Source organism: Paenibacillus liaoningensis (assembly GCF_059609455.1).
On sequence record NZ_JCAALU010000036.1, the window covers coordinates 1 to 20,662 of the forward strand.

The 20,662-nt window shown below is 41.5% G+C and carries 12 protein-coding genes; 10 read left to right on the forward strand and 2 right to left on the reverse strand.

What is annotated here, in order from left to right; all coding sequences use genetic code 11:
- Both AC6B99_RS32865 and AC6B99_RS32870 read left to right on the forward strand, forming a co-directional pair.
- Positions 1 to 730 (forward strand): carbohydrate binding domain-containing protein (locus AC6B99_RS32865; protein WP_496665118.1); only part of this gene is annotated, 730 nt, incomplete at its 5' end.
- A 205-nt stretch (positions 731 to 935) separates the two neighbouring features.
- A complete protein-coding gene (locus AC6B99_RS32870) occupies positions 936 to 1,637 on the forward strand; it encodes a metallophosphatase (protein WP_496665119.1) in 702 nt (233 codons plus the stop codon).
- A gap of 410 nt (positions 1,638 to 2,047) precedes the next feature.
- On the opposite strand, the gene AC6B99_RS32875 is transcribed toward AC6B99_RS32870, so the two are convergent.
- Positions 2,048 to 2,653 carry an ISL3 family transposase gene (locus AC6B99_RS32875; RefSeq protein ID WP_496665120.1) on the reverse strand — a complete coding sequence of 202 codons (606 nt, stop codon included), beginning with the start codon at positions 2,651 to 2,653 and terminating at the stop codon, positions 2,048 to 2,050.
- A gap of 552 nt (positions 2,654 to 3,205) precedes the next feature.
- Complete coding sequence (locus tag AC6B99_RS32880; protein ID WP_496665121.1) at positions 3,206 to 4,627, reverse strand: FG-GAP-like repeat-containing protein; 1,422 nt, start codon at positions 4,625 to 4,627, stop codon at positions 3,206 to 3,208.
- A 570-nt stretch (positions 4,628 to 5,197) separates the two neighbouring features.
- Between AC6B99_RS32880 and AC6B99_RS32885 the strand changes: the two genes are divergently transcribed.
- The 8 genes from AC6B99_RS32885 (at position 5,198) to AC6B99_RS32920 (ending at position 20,327) form a co-directional block, all read left to right on the forward strand.
- A complete protein-coding gene (locus tag AC6B99_RS32885) occupies positions 5,198 to 5,635 on the forward strand; it encodes a hypothetical protein (RefSeq protein WP_496665122.1) in 438 nt (145 codons plus the stop codon).
- Positions 5,636 to 5,812: 177 nt separating this feature from the next.
- Positions 5,813 to 6,442 (forward strand): hypothetical protein, encoded by a 630-nt coding sequence (locus AC6B99_RS32890; RefSeq protein ID WP_496665123.1) that lies wholly within the window; start codon positions 5,813 to 5,815, stop codon positions 6,440 to 6,442.
- 19 nt (positions 6,443 to 6,461) lie between these two features.
- Positions 6,462 to 9,080 (forward strand): carbohydrate binding domain-containing protein, encoded by a 2,619-nt coding sequence (locus AC6B99_RS32895; RefSeq protein ID WP_496665124.1) that lies wholly within the window; start codon positions 6,462 to 6,464, stop codon positions 9,078 to 9,080.
- 15 nt (positions 9,081 to 9,095) lie between these two features.
- A complete protein-coding gene (locus AC6B99_RS32900; protein ID WP_496665125.1) occupies positions 9,096 to 14,642 on the forward strand; it encodes an RHS repeat domain-containing protein in 5,547 nt (1,848 codons plus the stop codon).
- Entirely contained in the window at positions 14,643 to 15,617 is a 975-nt protein-coding gene (locus AC6B99_RS32905) for a hypothetical protein (protein WP_496665126.1), read from the forward strand.
- Positions 15,618 to 15,929: 312 nt separating this feature from the next.
- The gene (locus AC6B99_RS32910; protein ID WP_496665127.1) at positions 15,930 to 17,471 is read left to right on the forward strand and encodes a stalk domain-containing protein; all 1,542 of its coding nucleotides are present in this window, start codon (positions 15,930 to 15,932) and stop codon (positions 17,469 to 17,471) included.
- Between the two features lie 160 nt (positions 17,472 to 17,631).
- Positions 17,632 to 19,446, forward strand: coding sequence for a B12-binding domain-containing radical SAM protein (locus AC6B99_RS32915; RefSeq protein WP_099519208.1), 1,815 nt, complete (start codon positions 17,632 to 17,634; stop codon positions 19,444 to 19,446).
- Between the two features lie 146 nt (positions 19,447 to 19,592).
- Positions 19,593 to 20,327 carry an IclR family transcriptional regulator gene (locus tag AC6B99_RS32920; RefSeq protein ID WP_056043097.1) on the forward strand — a complete coding sequence of 245 codons (735 nt, stop codon included), beginning with the start codon at positions 19,593 to 19,595 and terminating at the stop codon, positions 20,325 to 20,327.
- The last annotated feature ends 335 nt before the right edge of the window (positions 20,328 to 20,662 follow it).

Consider the following 20,662-nt stretch of genomic DNA (forward strand, 5'->3'; position numbering starts at 1 on the left):
GGTATATCTGGATGGAGTAACTGCGACCTTACAGAAAGATACTAATCAAGTGTTCAATGGTGGTTTTGAATCAAATAAAAGAGAAGATAGGGGAGCAGATGGCTGGGATCGTTATAAGGCGTCAGGGGTCACGGGAACTTACGAAATCATCACCGCAGGGGCAGCTGAAGGACGACAAGCCCAGAAACTAACGGTAACCTCTTTTCCCAATACTGGAGATGGTGCGAATGTCTCACAGGTGATGTTTATGAAAGGCAGTCAAAGTTATAACGTAAAAGGAATGCTGAAGCTGGCTGACATGAAGGATGCGAAGTTCTCCGTGATTGTGTTCTTTTATGATGGGAATAATCAGTTGATTGAGGGACAAACGCCTGTCGAGTATACTCAAAACACTGCAGATTGGACAACGTTTTCTGGAAATGTCACCGCCCCAGCTAATGCAACCACAGCACGGGTACATTTTCACTTAAGCGCAATGGCAAGCAATGCCCAAGGCACGGTATATCTGGATGGAGTAACTGCGACCTTACAGAAAGATACTAATCAAGTGTTCAATAGTGGTTTTGAATCAGATAAAAGAGAAAATGGGGGAGCAGATGGCTGGGATCGATATATGGCGTCAGGGGTCACGGGAACTTACGGAATCATCACTGCAGCGATACCCGAAGGACGACAAGCTCAGAAACTAGCTTTCCCAATATTGGAGATGGTGCGAATGTCTCACAGGTGATGATTATAAAAGGCAGTCAAAGTTATAACGTAAAAGGGATCATGAAGCTGGCTGACATGAAGGATGCGAAGTTCTCTGTGATTGTGTTCTTTTATGATGGGAATAATCAGTTGATTGAGGGGCAAACGCCTGTCGAGAAAACACAAAACATTGAAGAATGGGTAATATTTTCCGAAGAATGTTAGTTTAGAAAAGGATGGGTAGGATGTCCATATACATAACGGGCGATATTCATGGATCAATCAGCGTTGGGAAACGTTTTAACTCTAAAAATTTTCCTATCGAAAAAACGCTGACCAAAAATGATTATGTCATTATTGCTGGTGATTTTGGTTTGCTATGGGCGGGGAATCGAGAAGACTGGTATTGGCTGAAGTGGCTAACGAATAAACCTTGGACTACATTATTTATAGATGGGAACCATGAAAATTTCAATCTTCTTGAAGCCTTTCCGGTTGAGGAATGGAAGGGCGGCAAGGTTCATAAAATTACGCCAAGCATTATTCATTTGATGAGAGGCCAGATATTTGAGCTCGAAGGGAAAAAGCTTTTTACATTTGGCGGAGCAGCTTCACATGACAAACCATATCGCAAGGTTGACATCTCTTGGTGGGCTAGGGAAATGCCATCTTTTGCAGAATATGAAGAGGGTCTCCATAACCACGATCAAAGCTCGTGGAAGGTGGACTATGTCATTACCCATACTTGTACAGCTGACGCTTTGAAGTGGCTATCCTTAAATTTTGAGAAATTAAATCACGTAGACAAGGAGCAAATGCATGACTATTTTAATGAAATCAAAGGTAAGCTTGAGTATGAGAAATGGTTTTTTGGTCATTTTCATCATAATCAAGAGCTGCCAGAGCATCAGCATTTATTGTATGACGATATGATTAGGTTGACGTAGTTTGAAACGATTGATGTGGAAGAGGATTGGTGATTGAATATTTAATGGTGAAATTTTCTTCAAAATCAATAGAATCCATTATAGAACTAGAGAGTATAAGGCTAACTTTTAGTAATACGCCCTCATGTAGTCAATCATCAAAACATAAATGCATGAAATTTCACCTCGTAAAAGAGCGCCCGAAAAGTAACATTTGTTATGTTTCCTAAGTCTCCCCTACTTTAAGACCGAATTCCTCTAGTTCATTATATCTAGGCTAATCTTTCATTTCACAGTTAAGACTTTTCCCGAAAATATCAAAAGGGCTAGATCTTAACTATAAAACTAAAGCTGATTTTGTAGCAATAAGATGAAAAAGATAGAATATTTTGTTTTTTTGGGCTCATTCTAGAAATTAGCGGTTGATATTTTCAGCCAGACAAACGGTGCCGATTGCATTCGATTAAAATGTCATCTTTGTAACACGTGCGATAGCGTGTAAAATAGTGCCGACGCTGGTAAGCCTTGATGCGATTAGGTCGTCCTTCAACGGATGCATTGGTCCAGCGGCAGCGATGGTAGTTCACGATTTCATCCTGCCAATTGCGCATGGTTTTCAAGGTGCTTCGTACGGCGTCATGGTCGATTCTCTCTCCTTGCTCCAACCATCGTGAGCCCAGACGAGCTAAGCTGATGTTCGATGAACAGTCATACAACTGAGAAAAGGCTTCCTTCCATTCCCACACGCTGCGCAGCAATGGAGAGAAGGCAAGCAGGATTTTTAACTGAGCCTTGCTCTTTTCAGGCAGACGGTCGGAGGGCGGATTCAGCAGTCGATGGATACTCAAATGCCGAATTTTACGCGGCTTGTTCCGACCATCACGCTTCACATCTTGTTCGGAGTTGCAGGTAGGACAAGATTGTCTATAGGCTATAGGTGATGCCTCCAGATGAACTTCCTGAGTATCCATGGAGACGATTTTATGTAGTTGTAGCTCTGGTAATCCGAGCAGTTCGTTGATATACTGGAGAGGCATCTGTCATATCCTTTTGTTGTTTGGTAGGACTTACAACAATACAGGATTTACAGATGTTTTTCCATTTTAATCCTCGTGCTATGCTTACTCGAATTCATCAAACGCTAATTTTGGTTTTGAGCCATTAAATCAAATAAATAAATAAATAAATATGTGACTGCTATGCTTCACCATTACCTTGTCCCTTTATATAGATCTATAAATTCTCAAACTTGTCGGGGGGCATAACTCCTCAACAATCATATGACACTCGCCTAATTTTGAAAATGGTGGTAATTTGTCGAAAAACAAATTGTATTGTCGAATACCTCTGTACATTCGACACATTTTTCTTATGAATCCACCCAATCACCTATATATAGGTGTATTTGTTGTTTTAAGTAATACAAAAAAAACTTGGGATTGAATTTTAGACACTCATTATTTCCAGAGAGTCATCAACGGTAGGCGCTTGCCGGCCCCGCTCGTGACTTTCACCCTCGAGATGATCATGCTGGACATACTAAAAAAGCTCTTGGAATTCAATCCATGAGCTTTTTCGGCTTCTTACGTTTATGTGATTATTTTTTTCCTGCTAATTAAATTCCCATTGTTGTCATATTCATAGTAGATTTTTGTCCCGTCGGGATACGTTATTGTCTTGAGCTGCCCCGCAGCATTGTACTCGTACTGGGTTTTTGTCAGATCAAGATAGGTACTTAAAGCAACAAAGACAAAACCTGCTGTTGGGCCCGGTGCCGCTCCTTTAGTTATTATGTCACTCTTCCCATCCCCGTTAACATCTGCCAACCATAAGCTTGAGGTATCATTAACAATTTTACGGCCTGAATTCCAGGTCCATGGTTCAAAGCCTGTTCCGGTACTTAATGAAAAATTTACCCAACCGTCATTAATTGCTCCGGCTTCGCCTACACCCAGTAAATCTGTTTTCCCATCCCCATCCACATCTGCAAAAGCGATACCGCTGTTATTATCAAACATTTTGGAGCCTGAATCCCAGGTCCACCATGGATAGCCGGTTCCATTACTTAAACTAACATATACTTGGCCAGAATTCGCGGCACCAGTTTGTCCTTTGGAGACCAAATCAGATTTCCCATCTCCATTTATGTCGGCAAACCACATACTGCCGTTATCATCAATCATCCGTCTACCTGAATACCAGTTCCAAAACGGGTAACTGCTTCCTGTGCTTAAGGAAACATACACAAAACCTGCATTCGCAGCACCCGGTTGACCTTTGGTAAGAAGATCGGCCTTCTTATCACCATTTACATCTGCAAGCCAAATGGTACTGTTATCATCAATCATTCGTTTTCCCGAACTCCATGTCCATGCTGGGTAACCAGTTCCGTTGCTCAGAGCCACATATACAAAGCCTGCATTCGATGCTCCGGCTTCACCTTTGATGATTAAATCTGTTTTACCATCTCCATTGACATCGTCGAACCACAGCTTACTATTGTCCTCAAGTATTCTTGCACTCGAATTCCATGTCCAGCCCGAATATCCATTTCCGTTACTAAGAGATACATATATATAACCCGCATTTAATGCTCCAGCCTGTCCTTTAGTAATCATATCTGCCTTGCCATCCCCGTTTACATCGGCAAACCAGATCGTACTATTATCATCAATCATCCGTTTCCCGGAATACCAGGTCCATGATGGATAGCCGGTTCCGTTACTTAATGCTACATATACAAAACCTGCATTCCATGCCCCTGCCTCACCCTTAGTAATCATATCTGCCTTGCCATCTCCGTTTACATCGGCAAACCACATATTGCTGTTGTCCTCAAGTATTCTTGCGCTTGAATTCCAGGTCCAAGGCATGTAGCCTGCTGCAGCATTCGCGGCACTTATTTTATCGGCGCCATAAGTTGAACTTATAGTAAAAAGTATTCCTAGTGCTAAGATTAATCGTCTAATTGTTCCAAGCTTACCTGAATTCCGCCATATCTTAATAATCAAAAAAAAACCTCCACATTCATTTGTTTGCTATGTATGTATTAAACGCAAGGAAATTACTAATATAATGTAACAGATATTCTATTCCAAGCATAGTTAAATCTACCTGTGAATTCGAAACTAACTCCGTGCCACTTGGGGGTGTAAGTCGAAATTTTACCGTGTAACGCGAACGGCAGTTAGTAACGTTCGTTATATTTCCGGATCTTCGACCATTCAATGACAATACTCCCCAAAATCTTTTACTACTTTATCTATCTTAATAACACTATTAGAACTTTCCCCGAAAATATCAAATGGGTTAAATCTTCAATAAAAAACTAAAGCTAATTATGTAGAAATAAGATGAAAAAGATGGAAAATTTTGTTTTGTTGAGCAAAAATAATAAATTCATATTGAAAATCGACATCTAAAGACATAATTCGACAAAATCTCCTAATGAATAAAAGGATATAACCATGATATATTTATCACTGGGTCTTTTTGCGGGGGGAAATAATATATGCCACTTTATAGGTTTCACGTTATATAATTATTGGATTTTTCGAGATTATCCTAATTGGAGGGGTATTATGCTTACCGATTTTAGTTATAAAAAAATAACTATCACTTTACTGCTTTTAATTTCAATTATAGCAACACTTACTCCAAAGACATTTGCGAATTTATCAAATTCATCTAAAGAGGCATTATTAGCGCATAATAATGAAAACCTTATTATAAATTCAGAATTTGAATTGATGGAGCATAATGGAAGGGCTAAAAATTGGGGTATTTATGGTGCTGCGGATTTTAGTGTAGTCAGTAATCAAGGGATAGGCGGCTCAAAGGCTCAAAAAATAACGGTATCTAATCTAGCTATAGGTAATGCAGTTTCTGTAGATCAGATTGTTGAAGTAGTTCCGAACACTCCATTTGTATTGAGTGGAAGATTTAACATCGAATCCTTATCGAATGCTAAAACTGAACTCCATGCTGATTTTTATAGCCCTGATGCCTATCTTTCTTGAACTGTACTCGAACTTCCACAAATAAGTACAAATGGTTTTGTTACTCTATCTGGTCATGATAAAGTTCCTGACAAAGCTACCATAATGAGGATTTATGCATTAATTCGATCTACAGGAAGTAATGGAGCGGGCACATTCTTCGTAGATGACATGAGATTTAGTCAGGATTCCAACCTCTTGCGAAATGCAAAGTTTGAACGGGTAAATGTTGTTCAGGATTGGAAGCTCGTGAAGCCTGTAAGTTCGATTGAGGTTAATCAAGTGATTAAAAAGCAGTTTCAGCCTGATGGACAAATGAATGTTTACTCCAGTTCAGGCTTGCTTAATTATTCGACCCAAGCTAAAAATGAAAAACGATTAAACACCTTTTATAAATATGATTTAAATGGAAACTTGATTAAAAAGCTGAGCCTGTTAGCAAATAATAGCCACACCCTAATTTATCAAGGGAGTAAGTCGCAGAAGGTGGCGGGCTCTTGGATTCCTAAAAATGAATTTTATAGCATCTCTCAAACCTTCATAGTTAAACCGAATCTATCCTACAAAGTGTCAGGTCATGTAAATGTGGAAATGCTTCATAAATCAAAGCTACAGTTGTATATTGATTTCTACGATTTTTCTGGAAACTTTATTTCAAGCAATATAACCGATGCTGTATTAACAAATGGGCAGTATATGTTGCTAGAGAATCAAGGGCAAACGCCTAACCAAGCTAGTTTTGCAAAGCTGCATTTCTTACTAAGAGCCAATGAAGCAGATGCTGCGGGGATTTTTTATGTGGATAAAGCAGCGTTTTATTACAGCTAGATGAAAGGGAAATGAGATAATGAGTAAATTCTTTAAAACACTTAATATCATACTTTTATGTGCATTATTGATTCTATCTGTATTACCTGCACCAGAATCTGCATTTGCTGCTACATCTGCAACATACGAAGGAAAAACTTTCAGTGCTAGTCATAATCAAGACTATATTGATATTTATATTGATGGAGTAGAACGAACTAGGACGCTTGTGAATACGAAACAAGAAGTTGAGGTTTATGATGTCTATATTATGTCTATTGATAATGTTGCTATAAAAACTGTTATTGATAGTTATTCAGTACCTCAGCCTGTTTTAGTTGTTACTTGGACGCAGTACCGAAATACGGGTTCGATTCAGAAAATATACGAGGCAAACATAAACAATCTTGTAGCTGGTAGTGTAGCTACACCGACTTTTTCTAGAAATGGTGACTTGGTTTCTATTGTATTTCCTGAGAATGCGATTCATAAAAAATATCGTATTGCTTCAGGGGCATGGCAAAATTACACAACTCCCTTATCGACGACGAATGGGATTGAAGCGGTAGGTGCAGATAAATTTGGGCATGTATCGAGTATAGGCTATTTTCAAAATACAACTCCGCCACAAATTGATTTAGGTGTTAACACGACAGCGCTTGCTCGTTTCGTAACCATTACAGCAAATATTACAGATAAGCTTGGCATATTAGATAAAAAATATGCTCTAGGTAATTATAGTGCTGCGTATATGTCTCAAAATGGAATAGGTACCTCAATATCAAGCTTTTCAACAAATTTTCAAGTTTATGAAAATGGGACATATACCGTATATGCAAAAAACAATGCAGGGCTAATGTCAGTGAAAACCATACAGATTTCCAATATTGACAGAGATCCTCCAACTAAACCCGTTATTTTGATAAGTCCGGCTGAACCTGCTTATGATTATACAGTTACTATTAATTACTCTTCAGATTCAACAAAAAAAGAGTTTCGAATTGGGAGCGGTGCTTGGCAGCCGTATACGAAAGAGCTGCATATTGATTACAACACGATTATATATGCTAGGGCAGCAGATCAACTAGGAAATGTGTCCGAAGTATCGCAGTTGGTCATCAATAATATTAAACATGCAAGTGAATATAATTATGATGCAAATGGTAGATTAATTAAATTGGATACAAAAAAAGGCTCATACACTTTTAAATATGATGCTAATGGCAATACATTATCCAAGACCTTTATTAAATCAGGAATAGATGATACGACTGTACCACCTACTATTCCATCTGGTAATTTGTACTTTGATTTTGAAGGTGACAATGTGCAGGGCTGGCTACCGCAAGGGGAAGGGGTAATACTCAATACTTCCTTAGAGGCAGCGCATGGGGGAAACAAAAGCTTGAAAGTTTCCAATCGAAATGCTACATGGCATGGCCCTATTCTTAATGTGAAAAATAATATAGTGGCACAAAAGAGTTATCAAATTAAAGCATTTGTACGTCTTCCACAAGGTGCAGCTGCATCTCAAGTGATGATGACCATTCATCGAACAATGCCAGATGGTAATAGCTACTACGATAATATTAGTACCAAAATGGTTACTTCTGGAGGATGGGTCACGCTTGAGGGCATTTATCAATTAAATGAACCGGCAACGAGTATGTATTTATATTTGGAGAGTGCTAGTCCTAATGTTTCATTTTTTATTGATAATGTTAGCTTAGAAGCATACACGGAGGGGCCGGCACCGCTTATTCATAATTTTGAGGATGGAACTACACAAGGCTGGTTCCCTCAGGGAGATGGAGTATTGGTAACGAATACAGATGAGGCAGCAAGCGAGGGAAGCCGCAGTCTGAAAATAACAAATCGCAATGCGAATTGGCAAGGTCCTGCTCTTGATTTAACCAGTTATATGAAGCAAGGTGTGACTTATACGATTTCGGGCAAACTCCTTCTTCCTCAAGGAACAACCTCTTCTGATATTTTACTTACAATGAACAGGGGAGACGGGAATGGTGCTTCCCACTACGATAATATCAGTGCAAGTCACGTGACAACAGATGGATGGGTTGTTTTTGAAGGGAAATATACCTTTACTGGTTCAATAGCAAATTTAATTATATATATGGAAAGCTCTAATGCGACTGCAAGCTTTTATTTAGATGAGTTCAAAGTAGAGAAATATGTAGAAGCACCGCCTGTCGTCATTCATGATTTTGAAGATGAAACGTTGCAGGGCTGGACGGCTCAAGGAGAAGGAGTAACGCTTCAAATCTCAGGAGATACCGCAAAAAATGGAGTTAGAAGCATGAAGGTAACCAATCGAACCGCTCAGTGGCAAGGTCCGCTTCTTGATCTAACAAGCCTGATTAAACCAGATACTAAATATCAAATCAAGGCAGCTGTAAGATTAGTTTCAGGTACAGCACCATCAGATTTGTTGTTTACTATCCATCGTGAATCTCCAAACGGCACGCATTTCTACGAAAATGTTAGTGCAGCAACGGTAACAGATGGCGAATGGGTCATCATTAACGGAACTTATAAATATAGCGATATTGCCGCAAAAAATCTTTCTTTATACGTAGAAAGCAACAATGCAACGAGCAGCTTTTATATCGATGATTTTATTATTTTACTAGATAAATAGAGGAGATCGGTCAACTTGAAGAAGGTCATCAGTTATCTGTTAGTCATCAGTTTATTATTATCTATTTTTTCGGATATGGGGAATTCCATCGTTTATGCTAATCTGGAAACGAATCAAACAGGCACCACAGTAGAAGAATCTGTCTATGTCCCTGGAACGAATCCATTATTAGATGGAGAGTTGACTGTCGACGAGTCGGTATATGAGAAAAAATGGGGTGTTTTTTCAGAGGAGCAAGTGGAGATCATCACCCAGCAGTATACACTGGAGATGAAGAAACTAGCGGTATATTTTTATACAGAGCTAACGCCTTTACTAGAGACAGAGCAGTTTTTTGAAGTATTAGATTTGACTGCAGAAGATCTTCCGTTTTTAATTAATAAACTTACAGAAGCACAGCAAGTGCTGTTGAGGGAATTAACTCCACTTACGATGCAGCAATATGATTATGATCACAATTATGAGGAAGTGCTTGCTCAACAGAACGTTGAAGTAGAAGTCCCATCTATTGAAGCAAACGGAAATCCGATATTGGAGGCCATTGTAGATCAGTATGAAAGCGCAACGGGTTCTACTTACAGTAGTAAAGCTAAAAAGAGCGGCAAAGTATCAACGGCGAGCACAGGGAATAGCTTTCGTTTCACAGAAAAAAATAGTGAATATAAATATAAAGCCAATACCGACTCCAATGTAGACCCGATTTATAAAACAGCAAATCAAAAAGACGTTGATTTATATTTACCTGGAAGAAATGGGCTGGATTTCAGTTTGGTTCGTAGTTACAGTTCGTTGAACGCTAAAATCATGCAGCCTAGTTTAGATGGAGATCTGTCTAATCCAGTATGTCATCCAGATAATGCAACTTTTCAAACTGGTTTAACGGATTGTATGGGCAATTTTCCTTATCCAAGCTATTATGATTACGGCTTTGGAGACAATCTAGGTTTTATTGCAACGGGTTGGTCACTCAATATTCCTAAAATGACGGAGGGAACTATTAGTGCTACAATTGCCTCGACATTGACGAGTACCAATATCAACTTCTATAATCGTGCTACCTATTCTACAACTGATACGATTACCTTTGATTTAGATGATGGATCATCATATGAGTTTAGAGGTAATGATAAAACACCTTACAATCATCCATACAGTAATGTTACTTATTTCTATAATGGAACGGGCTATAGCTTAGTATTGGATGATAAAATCACATATACGTTTAACAGAGATGGGCAAATTTTAACCAAAAGTAATCGTCTTGGTGATCAAATAACGTATGATTATCAACAACATGCTAATAGAATCATCATTACAGACACTATTGGAAGGAAAATTCAGACGGATGGTCCATTAGGTGTGCCTCCATACGGTATCCAAGGTTTCACTGTAACGGACCCACAAGGAAATCTAACGCACAAAATTAAATATAATATGGAGACAGATAATCCTGTTATGCAAGTCAGGACTTATGTTTTCGGAACTGCTGAAGCATATCAAAATGATGAGAAGCCAAGAAGTGTTTTTTTTAGTAAGCTTACGAGTGTGGTTGATGTTCTAGCGAACAAAACGTTAAAAACCTACACTTATCAGACCCCGAGTCTCACAACTCGAGCAGATTTTAACTTTGAAGATGATTATATGTATTATATGGAAAATGGTAAACCTGTTCTGGATTTTTTAAATGGAGCAGAATCCAATGAAATTATCCAAAGAGATAATAAAGTTCATGGTGAGATCAATTATCTCTTGTTGGATAAAGTCACAGATTATAGTGGTTTAGAAACCAATTTTAAATACCGCCCTTATAAATGGGATTGGTTTTTAGAGGGGAATGGTTATAAAAGAGAACAGGACAGAGGGACAATGCGATTGTATCTCGATCCATGGAACCTTACCTATATTGGGTATCACCCGGTAACGAATGTGTATTATAGCTATACTAATAAAGCTGGAGAAAAAAAGCTTCTTAGGCAAAATGTAAGTATATTTTCAAGTTATGCACAGGAAATATGGACAACACCTAAAACGGGTGGCATTGTAGAAAATTTTCGATTGAAAAATAGTAATGAGTTCCGTCGTCCTGAATTTGAAGTGGGTATTTATCTGGATTTATCAGGATATACAGAAGGTAGTACTACTGTTTACCGACCATCAGGAAAAGGTTCATTCATACCTGTAAACGAGAGGAAAGGGCAACTTGGTTTTTACAACTATTTAAAATTCAAGGAGGAAGGGAACGAATATGGTATCTCTTTCCTGGAAAATCAAGCATATCAATATGACCCAGGAAAAAACAAACCGTATTTAACCAAAGTATTTGGAAATGATAATAAGTCAGACATAGATAAGTTCTTGTCATCGGGTAATGATCGTACATTGCCAGCCAATTTGGATAAATACGCATCGCTTTATCGCACGGAATATGATGCTTTTGGATATGTGATCTATCAGGAGGACCCATATGGGAACAAAACGGAGACGGCCTATGGCGGACCCTACCATCAAATAAGTTCACAGAAACAAACAGCAGCAGATGGTTTAACGAAGTCAGAAATAATTTATACGTATAACGCGGATGGCACGCTCCTTCGTACAACGCAGCTTGGTAGCTATCGCGATCCGGCTACGCCATCGGTTGTCCGTCAGGATCAAACGGTTACGGATTATTTGAATTACAATAGTTCCAAGCAGCCTACCCGTATTCGCACGACGAGCTCGGGTAGTCAATATGATCAACAACCGACAGAAGCGATTGTGGATATGCAATATGATGCAAGTAATTTACATGTTATTAAAGAAACGACGAATGTCACTTTAGGTAAGGGGAAGACACCTACGCCGCTAGTTGTTCTTTATGAATATGACAATAAGGATCAGCTTAAAAAACAGACCTTTCCTGATGGGAGTACAGTAACGTATAGCTATGATCCGAACGGCCGGATGGCTTCGGAAAGCTATACACCGTCTGCTGCTAATCCTGGTGCCGTTCGAACGACGAATTACACGTATGATGACGCGCAGCGTTTAGTTGTACAGACGAAGCCTGATGGGGAAAAAGTTAATACATATTACACGCCTTATGGTGATGTAGAGAAGCAGGAACAAATAGTAGGGAATACATCGCGTGTACTTGTATGGAATAAAACGAATTCAACAGGGAAACTATTGAAAAGCACATTGCCATACGGCTCTGTAGATAAAGAAGTAAAATATTCATATGGTGAAAATGGTCAGGTCAGTAGAGTAACGGACCCTATTGGGCAAGTGACAGATTATTATTACTCTAACGTTATGACTAAGGAGGATGGCTCTGCTTATTACCTGCAAAACACAACAAAAGTGGTAGGCCCAGATGGGAAAGAAACCTGGAATTATCAGGATCGTTTAGGTAGAGTAATAAAGCAAGTGGAGAAAGCTGGAGCAAAGACGAGAACGGTGTTAAACACATTCACTCCGCTTGGAGCCTTATCGCAGACTCAAGTCATTGCAGATGGTGTAACTCAAACAACACAGTATGGTTATGATACCGCAGGTAATTTGATTTATTTGAAGGATAACAACAACCAGGTCAATCGTTATGTGTATAATAGCATGGGTCAACTGATTGCTACGTATACAAATGATAAGCTTCAAAAGCAAAGCGAATATAATGAAGTCGGTTGGCAATTGACGAAGACGAATGCGGAGGGTAAGAAAGAAAGCTTCCAGTATACGAATACGGGAATGCTAGATACACGTACCGACGAGATGATGCAAAAGCATCAATATTCGTACACGCCATATGATGAGGTAAGCCGATTATCAGTAAAAGATACGGCTGGAACAGAAACCTATTGGGAGCAGTATAGTTATGATTCGGCTACGCGTCTTCCAACAGCTACAACAACGAAAGAGGGAGAATCGTTAGGTTATCAATATGATCTATGGAAACGACTGAGCAGTCAAACAGTGGCAGGGCGACAGTATGGGCTGGAATATGATGGATTTGACCGCATGACTGCATTGAAGTATCCAGATAATCAAAAAGTATCTTATACTTATGATGTCTTGGATCGTTTGTTGACGGTAACGACACCAGATATGGGAACGGTAGGATATAACTATACGGTAGGTCAAAATGAGCATACGAATATATTGACCTATCCAAATGGTGTAACGCAGCAAAGAAAAACAAATGCTTTTGGAGAATTGAAGTCATACAATCAAACTTCGCCAGGGAACGTATCTAACTGGAATGAGACCTTTGGATATGATGGTTTTAGTAACATTACCAGCATAAATCGAAATGGCTCGACGCAGGCGTTCAGTTATGATGCGCTTAATCGCATTAAAGAGGAAAATACAGCGCAAGGACAACGTACGTATACGTATGATGATCGTGGCAATCGTTTGACGGTGAGTGGAAATACACCTGAACTAACAGAGGAAACGACGACGTATACTTATAACGCCTTGGACATGCTTAAAACGTACTCCTCTTCAAAGGATACACAGGCTGCCTATTCGTATTACGCAGATGGTCTTCGAGCAACGAAGAAAGTAAATGGGCAAACCACTCGATACGTTTATCTAAATGGTCATATCATTGAAGAGCTCGATGGAAGTGGTAACGTAAAGGCTCGAAATGTCTGGGGTAACGAGTTGCTGTATCGACATGACTATGTATCAGGAAAAGAAGGATACTATTCGTATAATGGTCATGGGGACGTAGTAAGAATTACGAATGATAGCGGAATAACCATAAACTCTTATGATTATGACATCTGGGGAAATATACTTTCGCAGACGGAAGGTATGTCGAATCCCTTTAAGTACACGGGAGAAGTATACGATGAGGAAAGCGGACTTTACTATCTCCGTGCAAGGTATTATGATCCGAGTATTGGACGGTTTATTAATGAGGATACGTATGAAGGGGAGATTAATAATCCGCTGAGTTTAAATTTGTATACGTATGTTAATAATAATCCTATAAGATATACTGATCCTAGTGGAAATCGTCCAATAATAGATGATTACTATGAAGACTATTTCTCTAAGTTGAATTTTAATATTAGAGACTCATGGCTTGATGTAGATCGAAAAATAAAAGGGCTGGCTAAGCGATCGAAGAGAGCTACTTTTATATTAGCATTTGTAGAATATTTAATTGAAGACAGCGAACAGCAGTATTATTCTGGTTTTGTATGGGATTGGACTGCTACTACTAGAGGGGATTTTATTGAAGCTTTTCTTGCTCGTACAGATTATGAGGACTGGTATAATATAGGTCAAGAAAATAACGGATATTTTCCAGTGATAGACTTCCAAAAGGATCAAGAAATTGTTAGTTTAAAAACGATTGATCCTCGTTTATATTCTGAAAAAGATTTAACGAATAAACTCGGTGTTTATGTAAGTGCGTTATCGAATCTAAAAGTTACCATTAATGGTACGTATGTTCCACTTGAAAATCGTACCCTTGATATAAGAGTACCCAAAGGCTACGTTGATAGTGTTAATATTGAAGAATTGGAAAAAATGGGTGGAGGAATTCAGATAAGAGTGGAGGAGTTCTAGATGGGAAAAACGGAAATTACTATAGCACAATATTTCAAATGTGGTAATCTGAATGAAATTAATATGCACTATTGGTTTAATGAACTATTCAAATTGGATTATGAACATATGATACTATCAGGCAACTCAAATTCAAAGACTGTCAAATATAGCTATTCAAAATTCGAGGAATTTTTAAAGAGGAGTTTGAATGGAAAGGGGAACTTCATAGTTAATGGTTTTGATTATGAACGTAATCATGTGGGAATTTCGAACACAAGTGAATATGTAACGCTTAATGCTTCCCTATTAATTGAAGTGTCAAGAATTCCTGAGTTAATGGATAAATTGGAAAAACTATTTAATGATGCTAATGGGTCTGTGGGATTTGTTCATTCTACAGAAGATTTTATTTGGCAGAAAACGGTGGATATCTCTCGGTACGAGAGAGCAGGAAGGTCACTAGAAGGTCTTATTATCGTAGATAGCAAGTCGTTTAAGAATAAGAAAGAGATCGATAAAAAGTGTTTGCCAGGATATTCTTATTATCGAGCGGGTTTATGGTTTGGAGCTTGTTGGAAAATGTGGTATGGGGACGAAATGTTTGTCTATTTACCAAAAATATTATTTAGCGATTTTAATGACTGTTATGAGAATAAAGAGCTTCCAAATGGGAGCATTCAAATCACTCTGTATGAGGATATAGAAGATTATGAGCTACCAGAAAGTCGGGAGAAGCAATGGAGTTTTAGAAGGGAAACTGGACTTGATCAGCTAGTAGATGCATTAGGGAAAAAGAATGATAATGCAACACATGATCCTGCAGTAGAAATTATTACTGAAAATTGTCCCCATGGAGGCGACCGATTAGTTATTCACTATTATGATGAGAATAAGAACATTACAAACAAATCAACAGCTTCAGTGCAGGTCTCGTATGAATATAAAGATAAATCGGTTATTTGGGAAGAAGTACTGCAAATAAAAAGGAAGTAAGATGATTTTAAAATAATACATTGTCAACTATATAGGAGAAGAAACGATGAGAATAACGTGTGCCAATGCTCAATTGGCATGCGTTATTTTATTTTGGCTTGATATTTTAAGTTTAAGGATGGAATTAATCAAATCTCTCAGACCCCAATCCCCATTCCAATAGACAACCAACAACAGAAAATGGTACCATGAGAGTATCTGTTTGGCTAGGTTCCGCCTTTCTTTTGGTGTCTCTATCATTTGCGGACGGGACTCAATCTATCAATAAAATACGCCCCAGGTAATCGACTAAAATTTGGAGGAAATACATACGTGAAAACAAAACTAGCACAAACGCTGCTAGCCCCGTTGCTCGTCACTGGCTTGCTGCTGTCGCCGCTGGCTGGAACGACTTCGACGGCTTCAGCAGCAAGCGCTGTTACGACAGCAGCGTCTACGACGCAGGCTATTAAAGTCTATATTGACGGCAGCAAGCTTTCGCTTCCGGCCGCTCCTTATGTAAAAAACGGCGTGACGTTCGTGCCGATGCGTCAGATTTTTACGGCGCTGGGCGCTTCCATCACTTGGGTGGAGAAGACACAGACGATTATCGTACGCAAAAACACAACGACGGTATCACTGACCGTAGGCAAGAAAGAAGCGGTTGTCGACGGGAAGACCGTTAAGCTTGATGCAGCCCCAGCCGTGAAAAATGGCACCACCTTCGTGCCGGCTCGTTTCGTGGCCGAGGCGCTTGGCGCCAAAGTGAAATGGGATAACGCGGCGCAAGCCGTTCGCATTACCTCCATAGAACAGCAGTGGGCAGAAGCTTACGAGGAGTACGAGGAAACGCCTGAGGATGACCGTACAAAGCTGACGCCTAAGGAAATCGTTGAGCAAAACGACGAAAGCGTCGTGCTGATCACAACGAATAAAGCGATTGGCAGCGGCGTCGTTATCGGCGATCGTTGGATTCTAACTAATAATCACGTCATTGAAGATGCGAGCTCGGCAACGATTACGTCGATCTATGGCGATGAATACAAAGTTCAAGGCGTTGTTGTCAACCGCCCAAGCTCAGACCTTGCAATTATTCAGACGGATGAGTCGCTGTATTTGGAGCCAGTGAGCGTAGGCTACACGGTTCCGGAAAAAGGCGATAAGGTCGTAGCCATCGGCAGTCCGCTTGGTATCCAGAACACGGTATCTGACGGTCTGGTAAGTAACATTTCATACGAAGATGGCCTCACATATATTCAGACAAGTGCGCCAATCGACCACGGCAGCTCCGGTGGAGCGCTGTTCGATGAATACGGCGATCTGGTTGGGATTACGACAGCAGGCTATACATCGCAGGCCGACCTGAACTTTGCTGTATCGGTTGCCCACGCAAGTCTCTTGATGGGATTGCTGCCGGAAAGCCCGCAGGAGGATGTGAAGTTCCTGCCGGCGATTTTGCCGGATACGCTGAAAGGCGCGTCGATGGAGACGATCACTGCGCTGATGAAGAAGGAATTCGGATCAGTGGCGACAGGCGATGGCACAGCAAGCTTCAGCAATTGGGAAGTGAAGCGGGATTCGCAAGGCTGGATCGTGCTGACAGCTGATATTGATCCGCGCTTTTACACGTATTATGGCGGTTCTTCCGCTAACGATATTCGCAGCTGGGCCATTAACCTGGGCCATGAGCTGAACCGCATGCTTCCGGGCGAGACGATTCAAGTTATCATTTCCTTCGATCGTACCTTCGGCTTCCAGCCGCGTGGCTTTGCCGAAAATGAAGTGACGGCGCTCGGCGACAACAAGTGGAAGGTTCGCTTCCCGGTTCTCGACATGCAGCTGAAAGACCAGCTTTATATTGATATGAGAGATTAGCACTTATTACCTAAATCATTCATCTTAATCTTTTGAGCTAAATCATCAGGCTGTTGGCGGGAGCGTAAGCGACCACCGGCAGCCTTTTCTTTTGTGCGGGAACCCTCTTCTGTAGTACAATGATAGACAATAGTGACAAAACAATGAGCGAGGTAACGAGATGAAGGTTGTACTTTCCACATTAAACGCAAAATTTATTCACACATCGCTTGCGCTGCGCTGCCTGAAGGCCTATAGCGGCGAGCAATTCGATATTGATATTGCCGAATACACGATTAAAGATCCCGTTATGAACATTGTTTCGGATATCTACTCCCGCCAGCCGGATGTGGTCGGCTTCTCCTGCTACATTTGGAACATTGAAGAGACGATCACGGTCATCAATATGCTGCGCAAGGTCAGTCCACAGGTGAAAATCATACTCGGCGGGCCGGAAGTAAGCTACGATACCGATCATTGGATGGAGCGCATTCCCGAGGTTGATTTTATCGTCGTAGGTGAAGGCGAGGAGACGTTCCATCATCTGTTGACCGAGATTGAGGGCGCGGGCAAGTACCATATGGTGTTTGGACTCGCTTACCGCAAGCAGCGCGAGGGCTATATTGAGGCGCTGGTTAATCCGGGCCGTCCGAAGCTGGATCTGGCAACGCTGCCGTCACCGCATCGGTTTGCCGAGGATGTGCCGCATTTGGCCAGCCGCGTCGTTTATTTTGAGACGAGCCGGGGCTGTCCGTTCAGCTGCCAGTTCTGCCTCTCCAGTATTGAGGTAGGTGTCCGTTATTTTGATAAGGAGCGGACGAAGGCGGACATTTTGTATTTGATTGATGCCGGAGCGAAGCTGATTAAATTCGTCGATCGGACGTTTAATATTAAGCGGGATTACGCGCTGGAAATTTTTCAATTTTTGATCGAAAATCATAACGGCTGCGTCTTCCAATTTGAAATTACGGCAGATATTATGCGCCCTGAGGTGCTGGACTATTTGGCTGAGCATGCGCCTCCAGGCGTGTTCCGCTTCGAAATTGGCGTGCAGTCGACGAATGATCCGACGAATGAGGCGGTTCAGCGCAGACAGAACTGGTCCAAGCTTGTGCGGACGGTGACGAAGGTGAAGGAATCGGGCAAAATCGACCAGCATCTCGACTTAATCGCCGGATTGCCGCTCGAAAACTACGATACGTTCAAAGGCACCTTTAACGATGTGTTTGCGCTCGGGCCTGAAGAAATGCAGCTCGGATTTCTGAAAATGCTGCGCGGCACAGGGCTGCGCAATGACGCCGACAAATGGGGCTACATCTACATGGACCGTGCGCCTTACGAAATGCTCGGCAATGACCTGATGCCTTTCGGCGACATTGTGCGCATGAAGCGGGTAGAGGATGTGCTGGAGAAATATTGGAATGCGCACCGGATGGACCGTACGCTCATGTATTTGGTGGAGCAGGTTTTCCCGTCGCCGTTCGATTTCTTCCAGGACTTTGGCGACTATTGGGAGGAGCGGGGCTGGCAGAAAATCGGGCATCAGCTGGAGGATTTATTTTCCCGGCTATGGTCGTTCCTGAACAGCTATCAGCATGAGCAGCAATCGGCTGGCGAAGCTGGGCCGGATATGGACGTCATTATGGGGTTGATGAAATATGACTATTTCCTCAACCATAAATATAAGCCGCGCAAAACGTGGTGGGAATTCACGATGGACAAAGCCGTATGGGGAAGCCATATGCGCAGCCTCGTCGAGCGGCCGGAGAAGGTGTCGGATTCGTTTGCGGCGCTCGGCATGTCGGAGAAGGAGCTGCATAAGCATGCCGTCATCGAGCGGCTGCCATTTGATCTGGAAGCGTATTTTGCGGACGGCTCGATCCAGAAAAATACGCATACGCTGCTCGTTGTCCTCTATGCCATGGAGGCTGGCAGCAGCAAGCCGACGCCAAAGCCGTACATGCTAAAGCTGCATAATGATGCGGTAACCGCGTAAAAATGCAGTTCATGTCATGTAAAATGACGTGAACTGCATTTTTTTATTGACAAACAAAATGCCGCCACCTATATTAATCGTAAAACGATTATTGTATGTTAGGTTTTGAGAAGAAAAGATCAGAGACTGTTGAATGAGGGATACTATTGGTTCAATCTATTGATCGCGCGATGCAAATTATTCAGCTGCTCATGTCGGACAACAGCCGCATTGGCTGGGCGATATCAGATATTTCGGAGCGGGTAGGCTTGCCGCTAAGTACGACGCATAGACTAATTAGTACATTGGTAAGGCATGAGCTCGTTGTTCAGCTTCCGGAGACGAAACGTTATCGGCCGGGGCCAAAGTGGATGGAAGTCGGCTTGCAGCAGGTCGAGCAGATGGATTTGCGCACGGCAGCTAGGCCGATAATGGAACGTCTGGCGGCTGAAGTGAAAGAAACGGTTTTCTTAAGCATCCCTTACGGCAAGTTTTCGATGGGAATCGATAAAGTAGACGGTAAGGTGAAGCTCCGGGTTGTAGAAAGCTTGGGCGAGCGGATTGCGATGCATATTGGCGCGCCGAATAAAGTGATGTTGGCCAATATGAAACTGGCTGAAGCGGAAGCGATTTTGATTCGGCTGATGGATGACCAAGAGAAGCGCAAGCAGCTGTTGTCGGCTTTGCCCGGCATCAAGAAGGTGGGATATGCGGTCAGCTACGCTGAGCTTACGGAAGGTACGGCGGCGATTGCTGCTCCAATTATCGGCTTCGGGCGAAAGGTAGTGGGAGCTCTTGGGGTCGGCGTCACGACGGACCAGCTGACAGAGGAGCGTCTGGATTTTCTCAGCAAGCAGGTTATACAAGGTGCTCACGAAATAACGACGACGATTGGCGGCTGAGTCCGCTAATCCGTTATTTGAGGGAAGGTGGCGTTTGCTCGCCGGTTATCTAGCCCTCTTTTTCCAATTGTCAAAAGTAAATAAAGGATTTTCTTAGTGCTTAGGCTAAGATAAGTCCCCTGTTTAAGCACTACATGCTACCCGCGTACGTTCTTTAATTAGTAATTGGAAATGGATATAATGAGGAGGACGTAGCCCAAGCGAAGGCGCGGGAGCGTCCTTTTTATTGAACTCCCTCGGTAAAATGTAGTTTTCTCACGAATGCTCGCTTATTCGCAGGATCTCTCCAATAGATAAATCGCTATTCGGATAGAAGAGGGGGTGTACCGTCAAAT